Annotated in this window: 17 protein-coding genes; 8 read left to right on the plus strand and 9 right to left on the minus strand. The window is 69.9% G+C overall.

The window, feature by feature from the left end; translation table 11 throughout:
- The first annotated feature begins 15 nt into the window (after positions 1 to 15).
- From H623_RS19660 to H623_RS19670, 3 genes are all read left to right on the plus strand, one after another.
- Positions 16 to 279 carry a DUF1905 domain-containing protein gene (locus tag H623_RS19660; RefSeq protein WP_084486018.1) on the plus strand — a complete coding sequence of 88 codons (264 nt, stop codon included), beginning with the start codon at positions 16 to 18 and terminating at the stop codon, positions 277 to 279.
- Between the two features lie 186 nt (positions 280 to 465).
- Complete coding sequence (locus H623_RS19665; protein ID WP_022901210.1) at positions 466 to 825, plus strand: SPW repeat protein; 360 nt, start codon at positions 466 to 468, stop codon at positions 823 to 825.
- A gap of 239 nt (positions 826 to 1,064) precedes the next feature.
- Positions 1,065 to 1,658, plus strand: coding sequence for a TetR/AcrR family transcriptional regulator (locus H623_RS19670; protein WP_022901211.1), 594 nt, complete (start codon positions 1,065 to 1,067; stop codon positions 1,656 to 1,658).
- A 64-nt stretch (positions 1,659 to 1,722) separates the two neighbouring features.
- On the opposite strand, the gene H623_RS0112195 is transcribed toward H623_RS19670, so the two are convergent.
- The 3 genes from H623_RS0112195 to H623_RS0112205 all read right to left on the minus strand — a co-directional run bounded on the left by H623_RS0112195 (position 1,723) and on the right by H623_RS0112205 (position 4,259).
- Positions 1,723 to 2,049: a chorismate mutase gene (locus H623_RS0112195; RefSeq protein ID WP_022901212.1), complete on the minus strand. Its 327-nt coding sequence runs from the start codon at positions 2,047 to 2,049 to the stop codon at positions 1,723 to 1,725.
- Positions 2,050 to 2,199: 150 nt separating this feature from the next.
- Positions 2,200 to 3,540, minus strand: a complete 1,341-nt coding sequence (locus H623_RS0112200; protein ID WP_022901213.1) for an FtsX-like permease family protein — start codon at positions 3,538 to 3,540, stop codon at positions 2,200 to 2,202.
- Positions 3,537 to 4,259, minus strand: a complete 723-nt coding sequence (locus H623_RS0112205) for an ABC transporter ATP-binding protein (protein WP_022901214.1) — start codon at positions 4,257 to 4,259, stop codon at positions 3,537 to 3,539. Before H623_RS0112205 ends, H623_RS0112200 begins: the two co-directional genes overlap by 4 nt.
- Here H623_RS0112205 and H623_RS22285 point away from each other — a divergent pair.
- Complete coding sequence (locus tag H623_RS22285) at positions 4,258 to 4,392, plus strand: hypothetical protein (protein ID WP_022901215.1); 135 nt, start codon at positions 4,258 to 4,260, stop codon at positions 4,390 to 4,392. The genes H623_RS0112205 and H623_RS22285 overlap by 2 nt on opposite strands.
- A 38-nt stretch (positions 4,393 to 4,430) precedes the next feature.
- On the opposite strand, the gene H623_RS0112215 is transcribed toward H623_RS22285, so the two are convergent.
- Positions 4,431 to 5,438: a lactonase family protein gene (locus H623_RS0112215; protein WP_022901216.1), complete on the minus strand. Its 1,008-nt coding sequence runs from the start codon at positions 5,436 to 5,438 to the stop codon at positions 4,431 to 4,433.
- 79 nt (positions 5,439 to 5,517) lie between these two features.
- Positions 5,518 to 6,027, minus strand: a complete 510-nt coding sequence (locus H623_RS0112220) for a CinA family protein (RefSeq protein ID WP_033371916.1) — start codon at positions 6,025 to 6,027, stop codon at positions 5,518 to 5,520.
- Between the two features lie 70 nt (positions 6,028 to 6,097).
- Here H623_RS0112220 and H623_RS0112225 point away from each other — a divergent pair, with 70 nt between their 5' ends.
- A complete protein-coding gene (locus H623_RS0112225; RefSeq protein WP_022901218.1) occupies positions 6,098 to 6,517 on the plus strand; it encodes a YciI family protein in 420 nt (139 codons plus the stop codon).
- Between the two features lie 226 nt (positions 6,518 to 6,743).
- Here H623_RS0112225 and H623_RS0112235 read toward each other — a convergent pair whose 3' ends face one another.
- Positions 6,744 to 8,048, minus strand: a complete 1,305-nt coding sequence (locus H623_RS0112235; protein ID WP_022901220.1) for a citrate/2-methylcitrate synthase — start codon at positions 8,046 to 8,048, stop codon at positions 6,744 to 6,746.
- A 62-nt stretch (positions 8,049 to 8,110) separates the two neighbouring features.
- Here H623_RS0112235 and H623_RS0112240 point away from each other — a divergent pair, with 62 nt between their 5' ends.
- The 3 genes from H623_RS0112240 (at position 8,111) to H623_RS0112250 (ending at position 11,450) form a co-directional block, all read left to right on the plus strand.
- Positions 8,111 to 9,247 (plus strand): citrate synthase, encoded by a 1,137-nt coding sequence (locus H623_RS0112240; RefSeq protein WP_022901221.1) that lies wholly within the window; start codon positions 8,111 to 8,113, stop codon positions 9,245 to 9,247.
- Positions 9,248 to 9,508: 261 nt separating this feature from the next.
- Positions 9,509 to 9,838: a YciI family protein gene (locus tag H623_RS0112245; RefSeq protein WP_026940279.1), complete on the plus strand. Its 330-nt coding sequence runs from the start codon at positions 9,509 to 9,511 to the stop codon at positions 9,836 to 9,838.
- Between the two features lie 190 nt (positions 9,839 to 10,028).
- On the plus strand, positions 10,029 to 11,450 hold the full coding sequence (locus H623_RS0112250; RefSeq protein ID WP_022901223.1) for an RNA polymerase sigma factor: 1,422 nt from the start codon (positions 10,029 to 10,031) through the stop codon (positions 11,448 to 11,450).
- Between the two features lie 165 nt (positions 11,451 to 11,615).
- On the opposite strand, the gene H623_RS0112255 is transcribed toward H623_RS0112250, so the two are convergent.
- From H623_RS0112255 to H623_RS0112265, 3 genes are all read right to left on the minus strand, one after another.
- Positions 11,616 to 12,905 carry an adenylosuccinate synthase gene (locus tag H623_RS0112255; RefSeq protein ID WP_022901224.1) on the minus strand — a complete coding sequence of 430 codons (1,290 nt, stop codon included), beginning with the start codon at positions 12,903 to 12,905 and terminating at the stop codon, positions 11,616 to 11,618.
- Between the two features lie 918 nt (positions 12,906 to 13,823).
- Positions 13,824 to 14,345, minus strand: a complete 522-nt coding sequence (locus H623_RS0112260; protein WP_022901225.1) for a DUF3151 family protein — start codon at positions 14,343 to 14,345, stop codon at positions 13,824 to 13,826.
- 298 nt (positions 14,346 to 14,643) lie between these two features.
- Positions 14,644 to 15,837: a YeiH family protein gene (locus H623_RS0112265; RefSeq protein WP_022901226.1), complete on the minus strand. Its 1,194-nt coding sequence runs from the start codon at positions 15,835 to 15,837 to the stop codon at positions 14,644 to 14,646.
- Between the last annotated feature and the right edge of the window lie 29 nt (positions 15,838 to 15,866).

The following is a 15,866-nucleotide window of genomic DNA, read 5'->3' on the forward strand; positions in this document are numbered from 1 at the left end:
TTCCCAGGAGGCATGATGACCACGTTCCATACCGTTCTCGAATCCACCGGTGGAAACAACGTCGGCATCGTCGTACCCGAGGACATCGTCGTCGGCTTCGGGCGCGGCAAGCGAGTTCCCGTGATCGTCACGATCGACGGCGGCTACACGTACAAGACCACGATCGGCGTGATGGGCGGGCGTTACCTCGTCTCGTTCAACGCCGAGACGCGCAAGAACACCGGTCGCGGCGCCGGCGACGCGGTCGACGTGGAGCTTCTGGTCGACCCCGACCGCTGAAGCCGCCCCGGTGCCGACGACATGAGCACACCGCGGCGCAGCACGCACGTCGGGTCGTCGGTGCGAGTGTGATGATGAGAGATTATTGACCGGGCGGTCAATCAAGATTATCGTGGACAGTGCCCCGAAGGCGTCCAGGCGAAACACGCCGCAGCCCTCGGAGCGACACCGAGGAGGTGGTGATCCATGAAGAAGTGGTCACGATGGCAGGACTGGGTGACGGTCGCAGCCGGCGTCGTGGTGGCGCTCTCGACGATCTGGGTGGCCCCCGCCGGACTCTCGATCGTGCTCATGGTCGTGCTCGGCGTGCTGCTCATCATCGCTGGATTGATCAACCTGGCGGTGCCGGGCCTGGCATGGATGGAATGGGTGCACGGCGTGATCGGCGTGCTGCTGTTCGTCTCACCGTGGGCCGGCATGTACGCGACTCACATGGGGGCGGCCTGGTTCTCGTGGGTGTGCGGCGGTGTCGCCATCGTCGTGGCGGCCTGGGAGTTGGTGCCGGTGCCCGGTGGCACCACCCATCACATGGCCCACTCGCACTGACGACTGGGCCCCCGCAGCGTGAGGGCCCCGCGCGCCGTGCAACGGCGGGCGGGAGAGCAGCGGGGAAGGCGAGAGCAGAGCGAGTTCACTCGCTCTGCCGAGCCGATGGAGTCAGTTGAGCGGCGTAGCCGCGAACACTGACTAGTTCCGCGCTGAAACGCACCGGTGGCAGACTCGGGCGCACAGGCCGAGCCTGCCACCCCGCCTTCATCCACACGATCCTTCACGCAGAGGACACCATGACATCCCGGCGCAGAACCCGAGACGCAGCCGAAACGCGCACCGGCATCCTGGATGCCGCTGAGCGGCTCTTCGCCGAACGCGGCTTCGACGCCACTCCCACCTCCGCCATCGCGGACGCGGCGGGCGTTCCGAAGGGCCTGCTGTTCTATTACTTCCCGGTGAAGCGGGAGTTGCTCCGCGCACTGGTGGCGGAACGGATGACGCTGGGGCCGGTCGACGTCGAGGAGTTGACCATCCCGGGCGACCCGGCGCGGTCCCTACTGAATCTCACGGCGAAGATCAGGGAGCTCGAGAGCGCCTCTCACGTGATCGGCATCATCGTCTCCCGCGAACAGCACACGCACCCCGAAGTGCTGTCTGCGTTGCTGGAACATCGCGCCCGACTGCAGGCGATCATCGAAAAGGTGCTGTCGGCGAGTTCGCCCGTGTTACCCGCGGCCGCCCGTTTGCGCGCCGCCGCTCACGCGTGGATCGGAATCCTCGCGCTGAGTTCCGATCACGCCACCGAGGCGGCCCGGTCGGAGCTCGCAGCGCTCGCCGACTTCGTGTGCGACGGCCTTTTTCCCGGGCACCGGCTCGGTATGGCCTGATCCGTTCCGAACATCGGCGGCTCACCCGCGCAGCGACTCCTCGGATCGGGGTGCCGCAGAGTCGCTACTCCGCGTGCGGCGCCGCGCCGGCTCGCACGTGGTGGTGGATCACTTCAGCCACCACGAAGTTGAACCACTTCTCCGCGAACTCGGGGTCGAGGTGGCTGTCGATCGCCAGGGCGCGCAGTCGCCGGATCTGGTCGCGCTCCCGCTCCGGATCGGCGGCAGGCAGCCCATGTTCGGCCTTCAGCAGCCCGACCTGCTTGGTGAATTTGAAGCGTTCTGCAAGCAGGTGAATGAGCGCAGCATCGATGTTGTCGATGCTCTCGCGAATGCTGTGCAGCGTCTCGATGGCTCGTACGCGCTCATCCGACCGCTCGTTCTCGGGCATGCAACGAGAGTAGCCCGTCGAGTTGTGGGGTTACGGCGCGGGCCCATCCCCTGCTTCTCGGCCCGATCGCCTGCACTCGGTTTCGAAGTCAAGAAGTGCGCAGCGACGGCCCTCGTTGACGGAATTCGACTTCGAAACCGGGTGTCGCCGCTACTCCGCGAGCTTCGCCGGCTCGGCCAGCACGCGCCGCAGCACGGGGCGGGTGGCCGCCGCTGCGAGCCACACCACGAGGATGCCCGCCACGATGCTCGCCGCGATCGTCAGCATCGAGACGGGCGCGAGAACCATCGAGATTCCGGCCAGCGGCAGCACGAGGGCCGCGGCGCAGACGGCCGACCCGATCGCCACGATGCGCAGCGGCGAGAGCACCGCGCGAACGCGAGCGGCGTTCATGGTCGTCACCGGCATCCCGAGCCGGTCCAGGCTCACGTAGAGATCACGGCGATCCAGGATCGCGGATGCCTGGCTCACCCCGACCGAGCACGCCACCATCAGGAACGAGATGGCCAGCGTGATGTACACCCCGGTGCGCAGGTCGGTCAGCAGAACGCGGGACTGAGCATCCATTTCGCCAGCGCTGACCGACGACGCGGTCGCCAGCGCGCTGCCGGCGAAGACCGCCACGAAACTCGTCATCGACACACCGCTCACCTGCCGCCACGCTGCCTTCGGCGACTCCAGAGTGGTGCGCGCGGCGAGCAGCCGTTGGGGAGTGGATGCCCGGCGCAATGCCGACGACGCGAACAACCGGATCACGAACGGGCCGGCCAGTCCCAACACGGCGTTCGCTGCGACGAACGCCACAACCAGCATCACGATGAAGACCGCCACGCCTCCGAACAGTCCCGGATGCGACACGCTGAACACGGCGATGCCGAGCACGATCGCCCCGAACACGACCCGCATCCACCGCATGCGCGGCGCCGCCTGCTTGGTGCGCACGCCCAGCGGCGAGACGATGACGCCGCGCAGGCCGACCACGGCACTGATGCCGGCGAGCAGGCCGATGCCGACGATCACGCCGGCTACGATCAGCGGGTTCAGCAGCAGAGCGGCGGCACCGATCGGTTCTCCTCGGAACGGAATGAGCCCCACGAGCGGCGTCAGCGCGAGGTACAGCACGGTGCCGCCGAGAGCCCCGACCAGCGCGAGCACCATCGACTCGAGCACGGTAAGACGCGCGACGAAACCCGTCGTCGCGCCGAGCAGCCGGAGCGTGGCGAGGCGGTCGTCCCGGCGCCGGGCCGAAAGCCGCGCAGCGGAGCCGCCCAGCGAGGCAAGCGGCACGATCAGCAGCGCCGACGCCAGGATGGCCAGCACCTGGTACAGGAACCCCGTCTCGCCGTGCCACCGGAAGAACGACAAAGCCCCGGCGAGGGTGGTCAGCAGCAGTGCGGTCGAGACGCCGAATGCCACGATGGGCAGCACCATGGTGGCGGTGCCGGATGCCGCCGGCCGCGCGAGCAGGCGCGCCACGCTGAGCAGCTTCATCGGGTCTCCCCTTCGATGTACTCCATGTCGGCCACCTTCGATCGCGTCTCGACGACCCTGCCGTCGCGCAACCTGACGATGCGGCCGCAACGGGCCGCGATGCCCTCGTCGTGGGTGACCACTACGAGCGTGCGGCCGCGCGCGGAGGTCGTGCCGAGCAGGGCATCCATCACGTCGGATGAGGTCGCGGAGTCGAGCGCACCGGTCGGCTCGTCCGCGAACACCACGGCCGGCTCGATCACCTGCGCGCGGGCGACCGCAACGCGCTGCGCCTGCCCGCCCGAGAGCTGTCCGATGCGGCGTTGTTCCATGCCACCGAGCCCCAGGGCGCCCAGCCAGGCGGCGGCGCGCTGTTCCGCCTCGGCGCGCGGAACACCGTTCAGCATGAGCGGCAAGGCGACATTCTCGACCGCCGTGAGCTCCGGGATGAGCAGTCCCTGCTGGAACACGAACCCGAACGCCTCGCGCCGCAGCTGGGAGCGGGCCGCGTCGCCGAGCTCGCTGATCACGAGCGGGGGCTGCGTGGCGTGCAGGGTGACGGAACCGCCGTCAGGCGCCAGGATGCCCGCCAGCACATGGAGCAGAGTCGTCTTGCCCGACCCCGATGCTCCCATGATCGCGACGGCCTCGCCGGCCTGGATCGTGAGATCGACGCCGGCCAGCGCGTGCGTGTCACCGTAGGACTTGGTGAGGGCGTTCGCCTCGAGAATCAGAACCATGGCATCCATGCTCGTGAAGACGAGGGGGATGCGCGTCGGGCTGCGGGGTGATCCTCTGCCCGCGGGGGTCCGTCGCAAGGATGACGTTGCGCCCGCCGACGGTGAAGCGGTGTCGGCGATCCCCGTGCCCTGAACTCGTGGCCGGCGATCGTGGTCGGCCGTGCCGAAGCGTCAGGCGACGGGCACGATGCACGTCGGGGAGCCGGTGGCAACGGTCGTGTCGAGCACGGGCATCCCGTCGCGCAGCCAGAACACCGCGATGTCCTCGCTGAGTTGATTCGCCACGTACAGCCGGTCACCGCGCTGCAGATGGTGACGCGGCCAGTTGCCGCCGCAGTCGACGTGAGCGGCAGGGGTGAGGCGGGCACCGGCATCCAGAACGTCGAGCACGCCCACCACGTTGGCGCCCCGCACGGTGACGTGCACGTGCGAGCCGCCGTCGAAGGAGATGTGAGCGCCGGCGTCGCCGTTGCGCTCGTGGGGCTCGATGGCCGGGACCACGGATGCCACATCCAGCGACCGCGGGTCGAGCACGATCACCTCGATCGAGTACTCGGTCACCACATAGACGTGCCCGCTCGGGTGCAGCGCCATGTGGCGCGGGCCGCTGCCGAACGAGAGCACCGTCTCGGAGACCGGGACGAGGGACGCGCCCTCCGCACGCCAGACGCGCACGGTGTCGTGCCCGAGGTCGGTCGTGAGCACGCGCCCGTCGGGCAGGAACATCGACGAGTGCGCCCGGCTCTGGCGGGGCTCCTCCGCAATGTCGCGGTGCGGGTCCACGGATGCCGGTGCCTCGCTGCGTCCGACGATGGCGCCCCTCGCATCGAGCGCGTACACGAGCACGCGCCCATCACCCCAGCAGGTCGCGACCGCGTAGCGCCCGTGAGGCGCCACCGCCACGTGGCACACCGCCTCACCCGCGGGGAACGCGTCGCCCAGCGGGACCAAGTCCCCTCCATCGGTTATGCGGAAGGCCGCGATGCGTCGAGCGAACTCCTCGACCGCATACACGACGGGCAGCGTCGGGTGCGTCGCAACGAACGACGGCGAGTCGACGGCGACGGCGTTGCGGATGCCCGAGATCGTCCCATCGTCCGCCAGGCTCACGCGCGCGATTCCGCGACCGTGGCCTCCGGAGTCCGCGGTGTACGTTCCGAGCCAGAGCGAAGAAGTCATGCGATCAGTCTGCCGGGCGAACTGCTGCCCGACCGACAGGACAGTCGACGGGCGCGCCGCTGATCTGCGGGGTACGGATTCAGCCCCGGCCGTCCCGCGCCACCTGCTCGGCGGCGGCGTTCCGGAGCATGCGCAGAGCGCCGAGCACGGTCTGGGCGACGACCTCGGCCGGGCCGCCGTCGAAGTGGCATTCGCGCACCTCACGCGTGTAGCGGGAACGCACGGCGATGAAGACGGTGCCGACCGGCGCGTCCTCGGCGGGTTCCGGTCCGCCTTCCCCTGTCACCGCGACGGCAAGATGCGCGCCCGTGAGCCGGATCGCTCCTCGCGCCATCTGCTCGGAGCAGGTCGCGGTCACGACCCGACCCGGCTCGACCCCGAGCACGTCGGCCTTCATCCGGGGCGAATAGGCGACGATGCCGCCTGCGAACCACTCGGACGCCGAGTCCGCCGCGCCGAGCCGACTCGCGATGGCGCCGCTCGTCAGCGACTCCGCGCACGTGATGGTCAGGTTTCCGTCCTGCGCGAGCGCCGCAATCGAAGCCGCTTCGGCTCTGCATTCGTCGTCCAGTTCACCCACTCGAGGCATGTCGCCGTTCTAGCGTGCGACGACGACCGGTCGGCAGGCCTTGACCACCGAGGTGCGGACGACTATTCCGGTGCGGATCCCCACGGCACTGTCCTCGGGACCGGTCGGGTGCGTCATCGTGATGAGCGGCACCGAAGCCGCCATCGAGCAAGGAGAGATCATGCCGTACGTACTATTCATCTGCACGGACCCGTCGGCGGAGCCCTATGACGCCGACCAGGACGACATCGAGGAATGGGTCGACGAGCTGAACGCGTCCGGCAAGCACCTCGACGGCAACCGGCTGCGCCCGATCGAGGATGCCACCACCGTCATGGTGCGCGGCGGCGAGCGCGTCGTCGCCGCCGGCCCGTTCACCGAGACACGGGAGTGGATCGCCGGGTACGACCTCATCGAGGCGGACGACCTCGACGAGGCCATCGACGTCGCGGCGAAGCACCCGATGGCACGGTTCGGCCGCGTCGAGGTGCGGCCGGTGTGGCCGTTCTGAACGAGCCGATGCCGCGGCCGCTCTGTCATGCGATCGACGAGCGACCAGCGGACGGCCGAGTGGGCCCCGACCCTCTGCACTATTTCAGGCCATATCGGGTCAGATCGATATATCTGACGCCTGGTCGAAGATGGCCTGAAATAGTTCGGCCGGGCGGGAAATGACCCGCGTCAATCGCCGCGAAGGAGCCGCCACGCTGACCAGCACGGTCGTCGCCGACAACGCGTCAGGCACCGGGTCCGACATAGCGCCCGCGTGGGCGAAGCCTCAACGGGCGCTGTTCGTACTCGTCGAGGGCATGGGCGATCCAGCCGACCATGCGCGAGACGGCGAAAATCGCGGGCCCGGCGTCGGAAGGCATCCCGGCCGCGATGGTGAGCGCGGCGAGCGCCAGGTCGACGTTCGGATGCCGATGCGTGCGCTCTTCGACTTGCGCGGCGAGTGAGTCCACAGCACCGATCACCCGGGAGCCGCCAGGAAGGTCGCGTGCGATCAGCGGCAGCAGGATGCCCGCGCGCGCGTCGATGCGCGGATACAACGGCTGCCCGAATCCCGGGACCGGACGCGCGGTGCGGGCGACGGTCTGCGCGATGGCGGTGCGGGCGTCCGCACCGTCGAGTACGAGCCGGATCAGCCCCGACGCCGCCTCGCTCGCATTCCCGTGCAGGGCCGAGTCGAGCGCGCCGAGGCCGCTCGACACGACGGCGTACGGCGTCGCACGCGCAGAGGCGGCCACGCGGGCCGCCAGTGTCGAGGTCGCGAGATCGTGGTCGGCGAGGAGAACGAGTGCAGCGTCGAGCACACCGGCCTCGGAGGCGGTGGGCCTGCGGCCGGCGAGAGCCTGCCACAGCGCGGCAGCGATCCCGGTACGGGGACCGCGCCGCTCCGTGGCCAGCGCCGCCACAACCCCGGCGATCAGGCGTTCGGCCGCGCCGCGCACCGCATCCGGCCCCAGATCGTGCCTGGTCGGATCGGCGGCGCCGAGCATGGGCACCGCGACCTGGAGACGGTCGAGCGTGCGCGCGGACGACGGCAACGCGGCGAGAGCCGTGCGGGCGGAGGCGACGGCATCCAGATCGGGCGCGAACAGTGCACCCGAGACGTCCGGCCGTGGCGATCCGGCCGGATCGCCGGCCGCGATGTCATCGGGTTCGCCGCCACCAGCATCGCCCCCGAGCTCGTCGCCGAGGCGCCGCCACAGCCAGCGGGCCACCTGTTCGAAGGAGTGATCCCTGACGAGGTCGGCAGCCGGGAGACCCCGGAAGTACAGCTCGCCGTCCTCGATCCGCGCCACGTCGGTGTCGAGGACCATGAGCGGGGATCCGGCGGCCGGCGGTGCCGCCTGGCGAGCGGCCCCGGCACGACGCGCGTCGGCGAACGCCTCGATCTCGAGCGGATCGAACGTGGAACCGTGCACGTCGCGCTCGCGGCTCAGCAGCCCGCGGGAGACGTAGGCGTAGAGCGTCTGCGGTTTCACGCCCAGCCGGGCCGCCGCCTGCGCCGCGGTCAACCGAGGAAGTGCGGTGGCCATGGTGCCAGCATATTGATTGGATCAACGTTGACGAAGCGCTGATCAAGACTCACTCTGAAGACATGTCTTCTGCGATCGAACCCACCGTCGCGCCGCGCGGACTCTCCGGCGTCATCGTGACCGAGACGTCCATCGGCGACGTACTCGGCTCCGAGGGCCGCTACCACTACCGCGGCCACGACGCGGTCGAGCTGGCGCGCGCGGGCGACTTCGAGCGCGCCTGGCACCTGCTCGCGCTCGGATCGCTGCCCGACGCGGATGCCGCCACCCGCTTCCGCGATCGAGTCGCGTCCCTGCGCACGCCGCCCGCCGCCGTCCGCGACTTCGTGGCCGACGCCGCGCGAAGCGGCGCCCTCTCGCCGATCCGCGGACTCCAGTCGACGCTGCCGGCGCTGGCCGCGGCTCGCGGATCGCGCGCCCTCTACGACCTCGACGAGGCCGAGCGCGTCGAGGAGGCGCTGGCGTTCGCGGCGGCGACTCCGGGCATCCTCGCCGCGTTCCATCGCGCACGGAACGGGCTCGCGCCCTTTCCGGATGCCGCGCGCGAGCCCTCGCCGCGCGGTACCGTCGCCGACTATCTGCGCCGCGTGATCGGTAAGGAGCCGGACGACCGCGCCGTGCACGCCGTCAGCGCCTACCTCATCGCCACCCTCGACCACGGGCTCAACGCGTCCACGTTCACGACCCGGGTGATCGCGTCGACGGGCGCAGACATGGCATCCTGCATCACCGGCGGACTCGGTGCCCTCTCCGGCCCGCTGCACGGCGGCGCACCCAGCCGCGCTCTCGATGCTTTGGATGCCGTCGGGAGCATCGACCGCATCGAGCCGTTCGTGCGCGGTGAGCTCGCCGCGGGGCGCAGGCTGATGGGCTTCGGGCACGCGGTGTACCGCACCGCGGACCCCCGCTCGCGGCTGCTCAAACAGGTCGCGCTCGACTTCGGGGGACCTCGCGTCGAGCTGGCGATGGCGTATGAGGAGACGGCCGAACGGCTCCTTGCCGAGCACAAGCCGGGCCGCGAGCTTCACACCAACGTCGAGTTCTATGCCGCAGTCGTGCTCGAACAGTGCGGGGTACCCCGCGAGATGTTCACGCCGACGTTTGCCATGGCCCGCACCGTCGGCTGGAGTGCACACGTGCTCGAGCAGGCGCGCGACTCGAAGATCATCAGGCCGTCGTCGCGGTACGTGGCGGCCTGATCATCCGTGGCGGCGTCACGACCGTCGTGACGTCCCGGACGTACACCGTCGGTGACTTCCGATCGACCCCGTTCACCGGGATCACGACGTCGCCCTGGCGTCGGACCGCGCGGTGCCGGCGAGCGCTCGGCGCGCACAGGCGTCCATCGACGTTGTGACGACGTTCTCATGAACGGGTTCCGGCGGTACTGTCCTCATGACCGTCTCTCGTGCGTCATCACTGTGAGCGGCACCGACGCCGTGAATGAGCGAGGAGAGATCATGCAGTACGTACTGTTCATCTGCACGGACCCGACGGCGGAGCCCTACGACGCCGATCAGGACAACATCGAAGAGTGGGTCGGTGAGCTACAGAAGACCGGCAAGCGCCTCGATGGCAACCGCCTTCGTCCGATCGATGATGCCACGACCGTCATGGTGCGCGGCGGCGAGCGCGTCGTCGCCGCCGGCCCGTTCACCGAGACACGGGAGTGGATCGCCGGATACGACCTCATCGAGGCGGACGATCTCGACGAGGCGATCGAGATCGCGGCGAAGCACCCGATGGCCCGGTTCGGTCGCGTCGAGGTGCGGCCGGTGTGGCCGTTCTGAGCGAGCCGATGCCGCGGCCGCGCCGTCAGGCGATCGACGAGCAACCAGCGGACGGCCGGGTGGGCCCCGACCCTCTGCACTATTGCCGAGTGAGCCCCGACCCTCTGCACTATTTCAGGCCATATCGGGTCAGATCGATATATCTGACGTGTGGTCTGAAATGGCCTGAAAAAGTTCGGCCGAGCGGGAAATGACCCCCGTCGACCGCCGCGAAGGAGCCGCCGCGCTGACCAGCACGGTCGCCGCCGACCACGCGCGCATCATCGCGGCCGTCATCCGGTCGGTCGGCGACTGGCAGCTGGCCGAAGACGCCCTGCAGGATGCCTACGAGCGCGCCCTCAGCGCCTGGTCGCGCGACGGCGTGCCGACCAACCCAGCCGGGTGGCTGGTGACGACGGCACGGCGCCGCGCGATCGACCTGCTGCGGCGAGCAGGAACACAGGATGCCGCCACCCGTCGGCTCGCCATCGAGCTCGGTCTGCGCGAGTCCAACGGCCGTACGGTGCGCGTGCCGCCGAACGGAGCGGGATCGCAGCAACCAGGTCTCGCCGACGGTGCGGAGGCCGATGACCCCGGCCCGGTGGCGACGGGCGGCGGCTCGACAGCTCGTGATCCGTTCCAGGAGCTCGGCGCGGACTCCGGGGCAGGATTCGACGACGATCGCCTGCGCCTCGTCTTCACGTGCGCGCACCCCGCCCTCACCATGGAGGCGCGGGTCGCGTTGACACTGCGTACCGTGCTCGGCCGGCCGGTCGCCGAGATCGGTCGTCTGTTCTTCACGAGCGAGCCGACCATGCAGAAGCGTCTCGTGAGGGCGCGGGCGAAGATCGCGCATGCAGGCATCCCGTACCGAGTGCCGACGACGAGGGAACTGCCGGAGCGCATGGGCGGGGTGCTCACAGTGCTGTACCTGCTGTTCACCGCGGGCTACTCGTCGCCCGAGCCGGACGACGCGCACGACGCCCTCTGCATGGACGCGATCGGACTGGTGCGCACCGTTCTGTCCCTGTTGCCGGCGGATGCGCCCGAGCAGCTCGAGGCATCCGGGCTGCTGGCGTTGATGTCGACCCAGCAGGCACGGCGCCGGGCACGGTTCCGCGACGGCGCCGCCGTGACCATGCGCGAGCAGGACCGCACGCTCTGGGATCGCGACGCCATCGCCCAGGCGCAGCGCGTGCTCGACCGCACACTCGCCCGCGCCAGCCACGAGCGGATGCCCGTGGGCCCGTACGTGCTGCAGGCCGCGATCGCGCTCGAGCACGCGCGCCCCGCCGAGGCGGCCGACACGGATTGGGTACGGATCACGCAGCTCCATCGCACGTTGGCGGCCGTCGCGCCGTCACCGAGCGGGACCCTCGCTCGGGCCGTCGCGGAGGGCCACGCGCACGGCCCTGCCGCCGGCCTGGCTCTGCTCGACGGCCTTGACGGCCTCACGGAGAGCCACCTCTTCCACGCCGTGCGAGGGGAACTGCTCGAACAGAGCGGCGACCGGGATGCCGCCCGAGCCGCCTTTCTGCGCGCTGCGTCAACCGCCCCTTCCGCCGCCGAGTGCGCCGACCTGCTGCGGCGCGCCGACGAGGTCGGGCCGCCGAGGTCGGGCCGCGTGCCGTAATTCAGGACGCATCGGGCAGATCGACATATCCGAGGTGTGAGCCGAAATAGCCTGACGCGAAAGTCCTGCCCTTCGACTCGCTGCGCTCGCTCAGGGAGCAGCACGGCGCTTGCCCAGGAGGCAGCAGCAGAGCGCTTGCTCAGGGAGCAGCAGGGACTTCTGCCCCTACTCCTCCAGCAGGTCGTGACGCACGACGATCGCGTCGCGCGCCGGGCCGACGCCGATCGCCGAGTACCGGGCCCCGGACATCCGCTCGAGCGCCAGCACATACTGCTGCGCGTTCTCAGGCAGGTCCTCGAACGAACGAGCGCCCTGGATGTCCTCGTTCCAGCCCGGGAACTCCTCGTAGATCGGCACCGCGTGATGGAAGTCCGACTGCGACGACGGCACCTCGTCGTGACGCACACCGTCCACGTCGTACGCGACGCATACCGGGATGCGCTCCAGGCCGGTGAGCGTGTCGAGCTTGGTCAGCACGAAGTCCGTCACGCCGTTGATGCGCGTCGCGTAGCGCGCGACAGGCGCGTCGAACCACCCGGTGCGACGCGGGCGACCCGTCGTCGTGCCGAACTCCGCGCCGCGCTGCCGCAGCCACTCGCCCTGCTCGTCGTGCAGCTCCGTCGGGAACGGACCCGCGCCCACCCGCGTCGTGTACGCCTTGACGATCGCGATCACGCGGTCGATGCGGTTCGGTCCGACGCCCGACCCCGTGGCGGCGCCGCCCGCCGTGGACGACGAGGACGTGACGAACGGATACGTGCCGTGGTCGACATCCAGCATCGTGGCCTGCCCGGCCTCGAACAGCACCTGCTTGCCCTCGTCGAGCGCACGGTTCAGCAGCAGCGACGTGTCGGCCACCATGGGCCGCACGCGTTCGGCGTACGACAGCAGGTCGTCGACGACCTCGTCCACCTCGATGGCACGCCGGTTGTAGACCTTGAGCAGCAGGTGATTCTTCTGCTCGAGCGCACCCTCGACCTTCTGGCGCAGGATGCCCTCGTCGAACAGATCCTGCACGCGGATGCCCACCCGATTGATCTTGTCGGCATACGTCGGCCCGATGCCGCGCCCGGTCGTGCCGATCTGGCGCTTGCCGAGGAAGCGCTCGGTCACCTTGTCCATCGTGCGGTGGTACTGCGTGATGATGTGGGCGTTCGACGAGATCACGAGGCGCGAGACATCCACACCGCGCTCGATCAGGCCGTCGAGCTCCTCACACAGCACCTCGAGGTCGACCACCACGCCATTGCCGATCACCGGCGTGACGCCCTCGGTAAGGATGCCCGACGGCAGCAGGTGCAGCGCGTACTTCTCGTCGCCGACCACCACCGTGTGCCCGGCGTTGTTGCCGCCGTTGAACTTCACGACGTAATCGATGCGACCGCCCAGAAGGTCGGTGGCCTTGCCTTTACCCTCGTCGCCCCACTGGGCACCGACGATCACTGATGCGGGCATTCACGCTCCTGTGCTTGTTGTGCGCGCCGGTCCCCGCCCGGCGCGCCGCAGTCGGGCCGGTGCGCCGTCACGTCCGGCGACGTCCACGCCGCCGCCTCGCCACGCGTGTCACGCTGACGAGAAAACAGCGTGCCCAGCCTACCGGGACCACAGGACGCTCGGGCATCGCGCAAGCGCGCCGGTCCACCCCGACGCTCTCCCACACTCGGCTCCGCCGAGCGCGGGTCCCTCACGCGACGTGGGCCCAACCCGGCGCGCCGCAGTCGGGCCGGTCCACGGCCTCTCCCTGCATCGACTTCGCCGAGGCCGGAATGAAGTCGACCGGCGGAAAGAAGGATGCGCCGCACGGTGGGGGTGACCATGCGGCGCATCCGGAACCGCGGTGAGACCGAGGTTCGAGTGCCGGGGCCGTCGGGTACAGCCCCGGCACATTTGCCAGACGAATCACCCTGGTTCGTGCGCTGCCGCAGGCGGCAGGCTCACCGGAGCGATGGCGCCTGACACGTCGGGTCGTGTCATTGAGCGCGATACGCGAAGAGCGTCGCCTGTTCATTCGGGTTGAGGACGCTTCATTGCGCATCTACTTGAAGAGATGCCATTCGCGCCGAATCATGACGCCGCAGGCCGCATTGCACCCCCGAACTGGGGCCATCGGTGCTGGTTCAGGCGGTCGAACTCCTCGTCGGATCGCGGAGCCTCTGCCGCCTACTTTCGAACGCAGCCACGCTGTTCAAGTCGCAGGGTCAGCTTCGGTTCGAGTCGCAGAAGAGCTTCGGTTCACGTCGCGAAAATGCTTCCGCTCACCTCACGAAGAGAGCTTCCACTGAAGTCGCGAAAATTGCGGCTTACGCGACGGCGGGCGTCCAAGATTTGCGACTTTAACCGGAGCGAGCGCCAGCCTCGAATGGATCGGCCGCGTTAGTCCTCGCCACGAATCACGATCGACTCGGTCGGCGGCGCAGGGTTCTGCACCGGGATCGGCGCCGTGCGAGCCGCCTCGATCTCGGTGGCCGCCGTCGGATCGAGCCGCTTCAGGATCTCCATGAAGCGAGCGGCCTCGTCTGCCTCGCCCAGGGCATCCGCTGCACGTGCTAGGGCGTAGATCGACCGCAGGTACCCGCGGTTCGGTTCGTGCGACCAGGGAGCCGACGGGATGCCGCCGGCAGCCGTCTCCACGTCGATGGCGTCTGCCAGTGCCTCGGTGCCGCGCCGGTAACCGACGTGGGCGTAGGCGTACGACTCGAGCGGGGCATCCCGGTCGAAGACCGCCTCGGCGAGCTTCGCCCAAGCGAGGGCGGACCGCGGATGCCTCGCCACCACCAGGCGCAGCACCGCGGGCTCGCCGCCGGCATCCAGCAACTCGACGACCACATCGCGCTCGGCGGCGAGGCGGATCACGGGCTGGTCTTCCGGCTGCGCAGCCGGGTCGTCGGCGGTCATATGGCCATGCTAGCCAGGCGGCACGGCGCAACCTGGAGACCTGCGGTACGTGCGCCGGATGCCCGCACAGAGTTCGCCCCGTTCCCGTGCCCGGGCGCGCGCTTCCCCTGCCCGGACGCGCCGTCCCGGGGTAATCCCGGCACACCCGGCGCCCCGGTCCCCGCGCCCCCTCGCCCCGACGCCCCCGGTCCCCGGGCGTCCCCGCCGCGGCGCCGCCGTCCCCGCGCCCAAGAGGAAGAAGAAGAAGAAGAGGAGAAAGGAGGAAGAGAGCAGTGCGCGGCGGCCCGGGCCCCCGACCCTACCCGAGCAGCAGCACCCCGACGACGCCCACGACCGCGACGATCACCGTCGCGGCGAACGCGAGCAACAGCGGTCGCCCGCCGACCTTGATCAGCTTGCGGATGTCCACTCCCGCCCCCAGCGCGAACATCGCCGCCGCGAGAAGAGCGCCCTGCACCGGCTTCGCCACCTCGAGCACGCCGGCCGGCACGACGCCGAGCGACCGCAGCGCGACCATGACGACGAAGAGGAGCACGAAGAGCGGGACGATCGGCGGCCGCTTGCCGGAGGCATCCACACCGGCGCGGCGGCGGTGCACGACGCCGATGACCGCCATCATGGGCGCGAGCAACAGCACCCGAGCGAGCTTGACGATGACTGCGACAGCGAGCGCGCCGCCGCCCAGGATGCCGCCGAGCGCCACCACCTGCGCGACCTCGTGCGTCGACGCGCCCGCCCACAGCCCTGCCTGGTGGTTGGTCAGGCCGAGAAGCGCCGATCCGAACGGGACCACGAACAGCATCACCGAGCCGAACACCGTCACGAGCGCGACCGCGGTGACGACCCCTTCGTCCTTGTCGGTCTGGATCACGCCGTCCACGGCGGCCACGGCGGCAGCCCCGCAGATCGAGGACCCGCCGGCGATGAGCACGCGCTGCGTGTAGGGCACGCCGAGCCACTTTCCGACGAGCAGCGTGCCGCTGAACCCGACCCCGACAACGGCGACCGCCAGCAGGATGACGCCCCACCCGAGCCCGATCACGTCACCCACCACCAGCTGCAGCCCGAGCAGGATGATGCCCAGCCGCAGCAGCTTCTTCGCGGCGAACGAAAGCCCCGCCTCGAGCACGCTGGGCACCGGCATCGTGTTGCGCACGAGAACGCCGAGCACGATCGCGACCAGGGTGGCGCTCAACACCGGAACGATGGATGCCACGACCAACGCGATCGCGACCGCCACCGCGCACAGTGCGAGGCCGGGTGCCGCCCGGAGCGTTCCGTGCCACAACGAGCGGGGCGCGGAATGCAGCCACGCACGGGCAGCCACGCCACGAGCCGCACCGGATACCGGTGCCGGCACGGGCGCCGCCCCGGCTCGCGAGTCGGCTCGCGGACCGGCTGGCGTCTCCGCGGCGGACTCCGACAGCGGACTGTGCCGAGGGGCCCCCGCGGCGTCGGACGAGATCACGGTGATCGGTGCGGTTCTGCTCACCCTTCCACCGTCGTCGCAGCGCCACGCCC

This window comes from Humibacter albus DSM 18994 (assembly GCF_000421825.1).
Lineage (GTDB): Bacteria > Actinomycetota > Actinomycetes > Actinomycetales > Microbacteriaceae > Humibacter > Humibacter albus.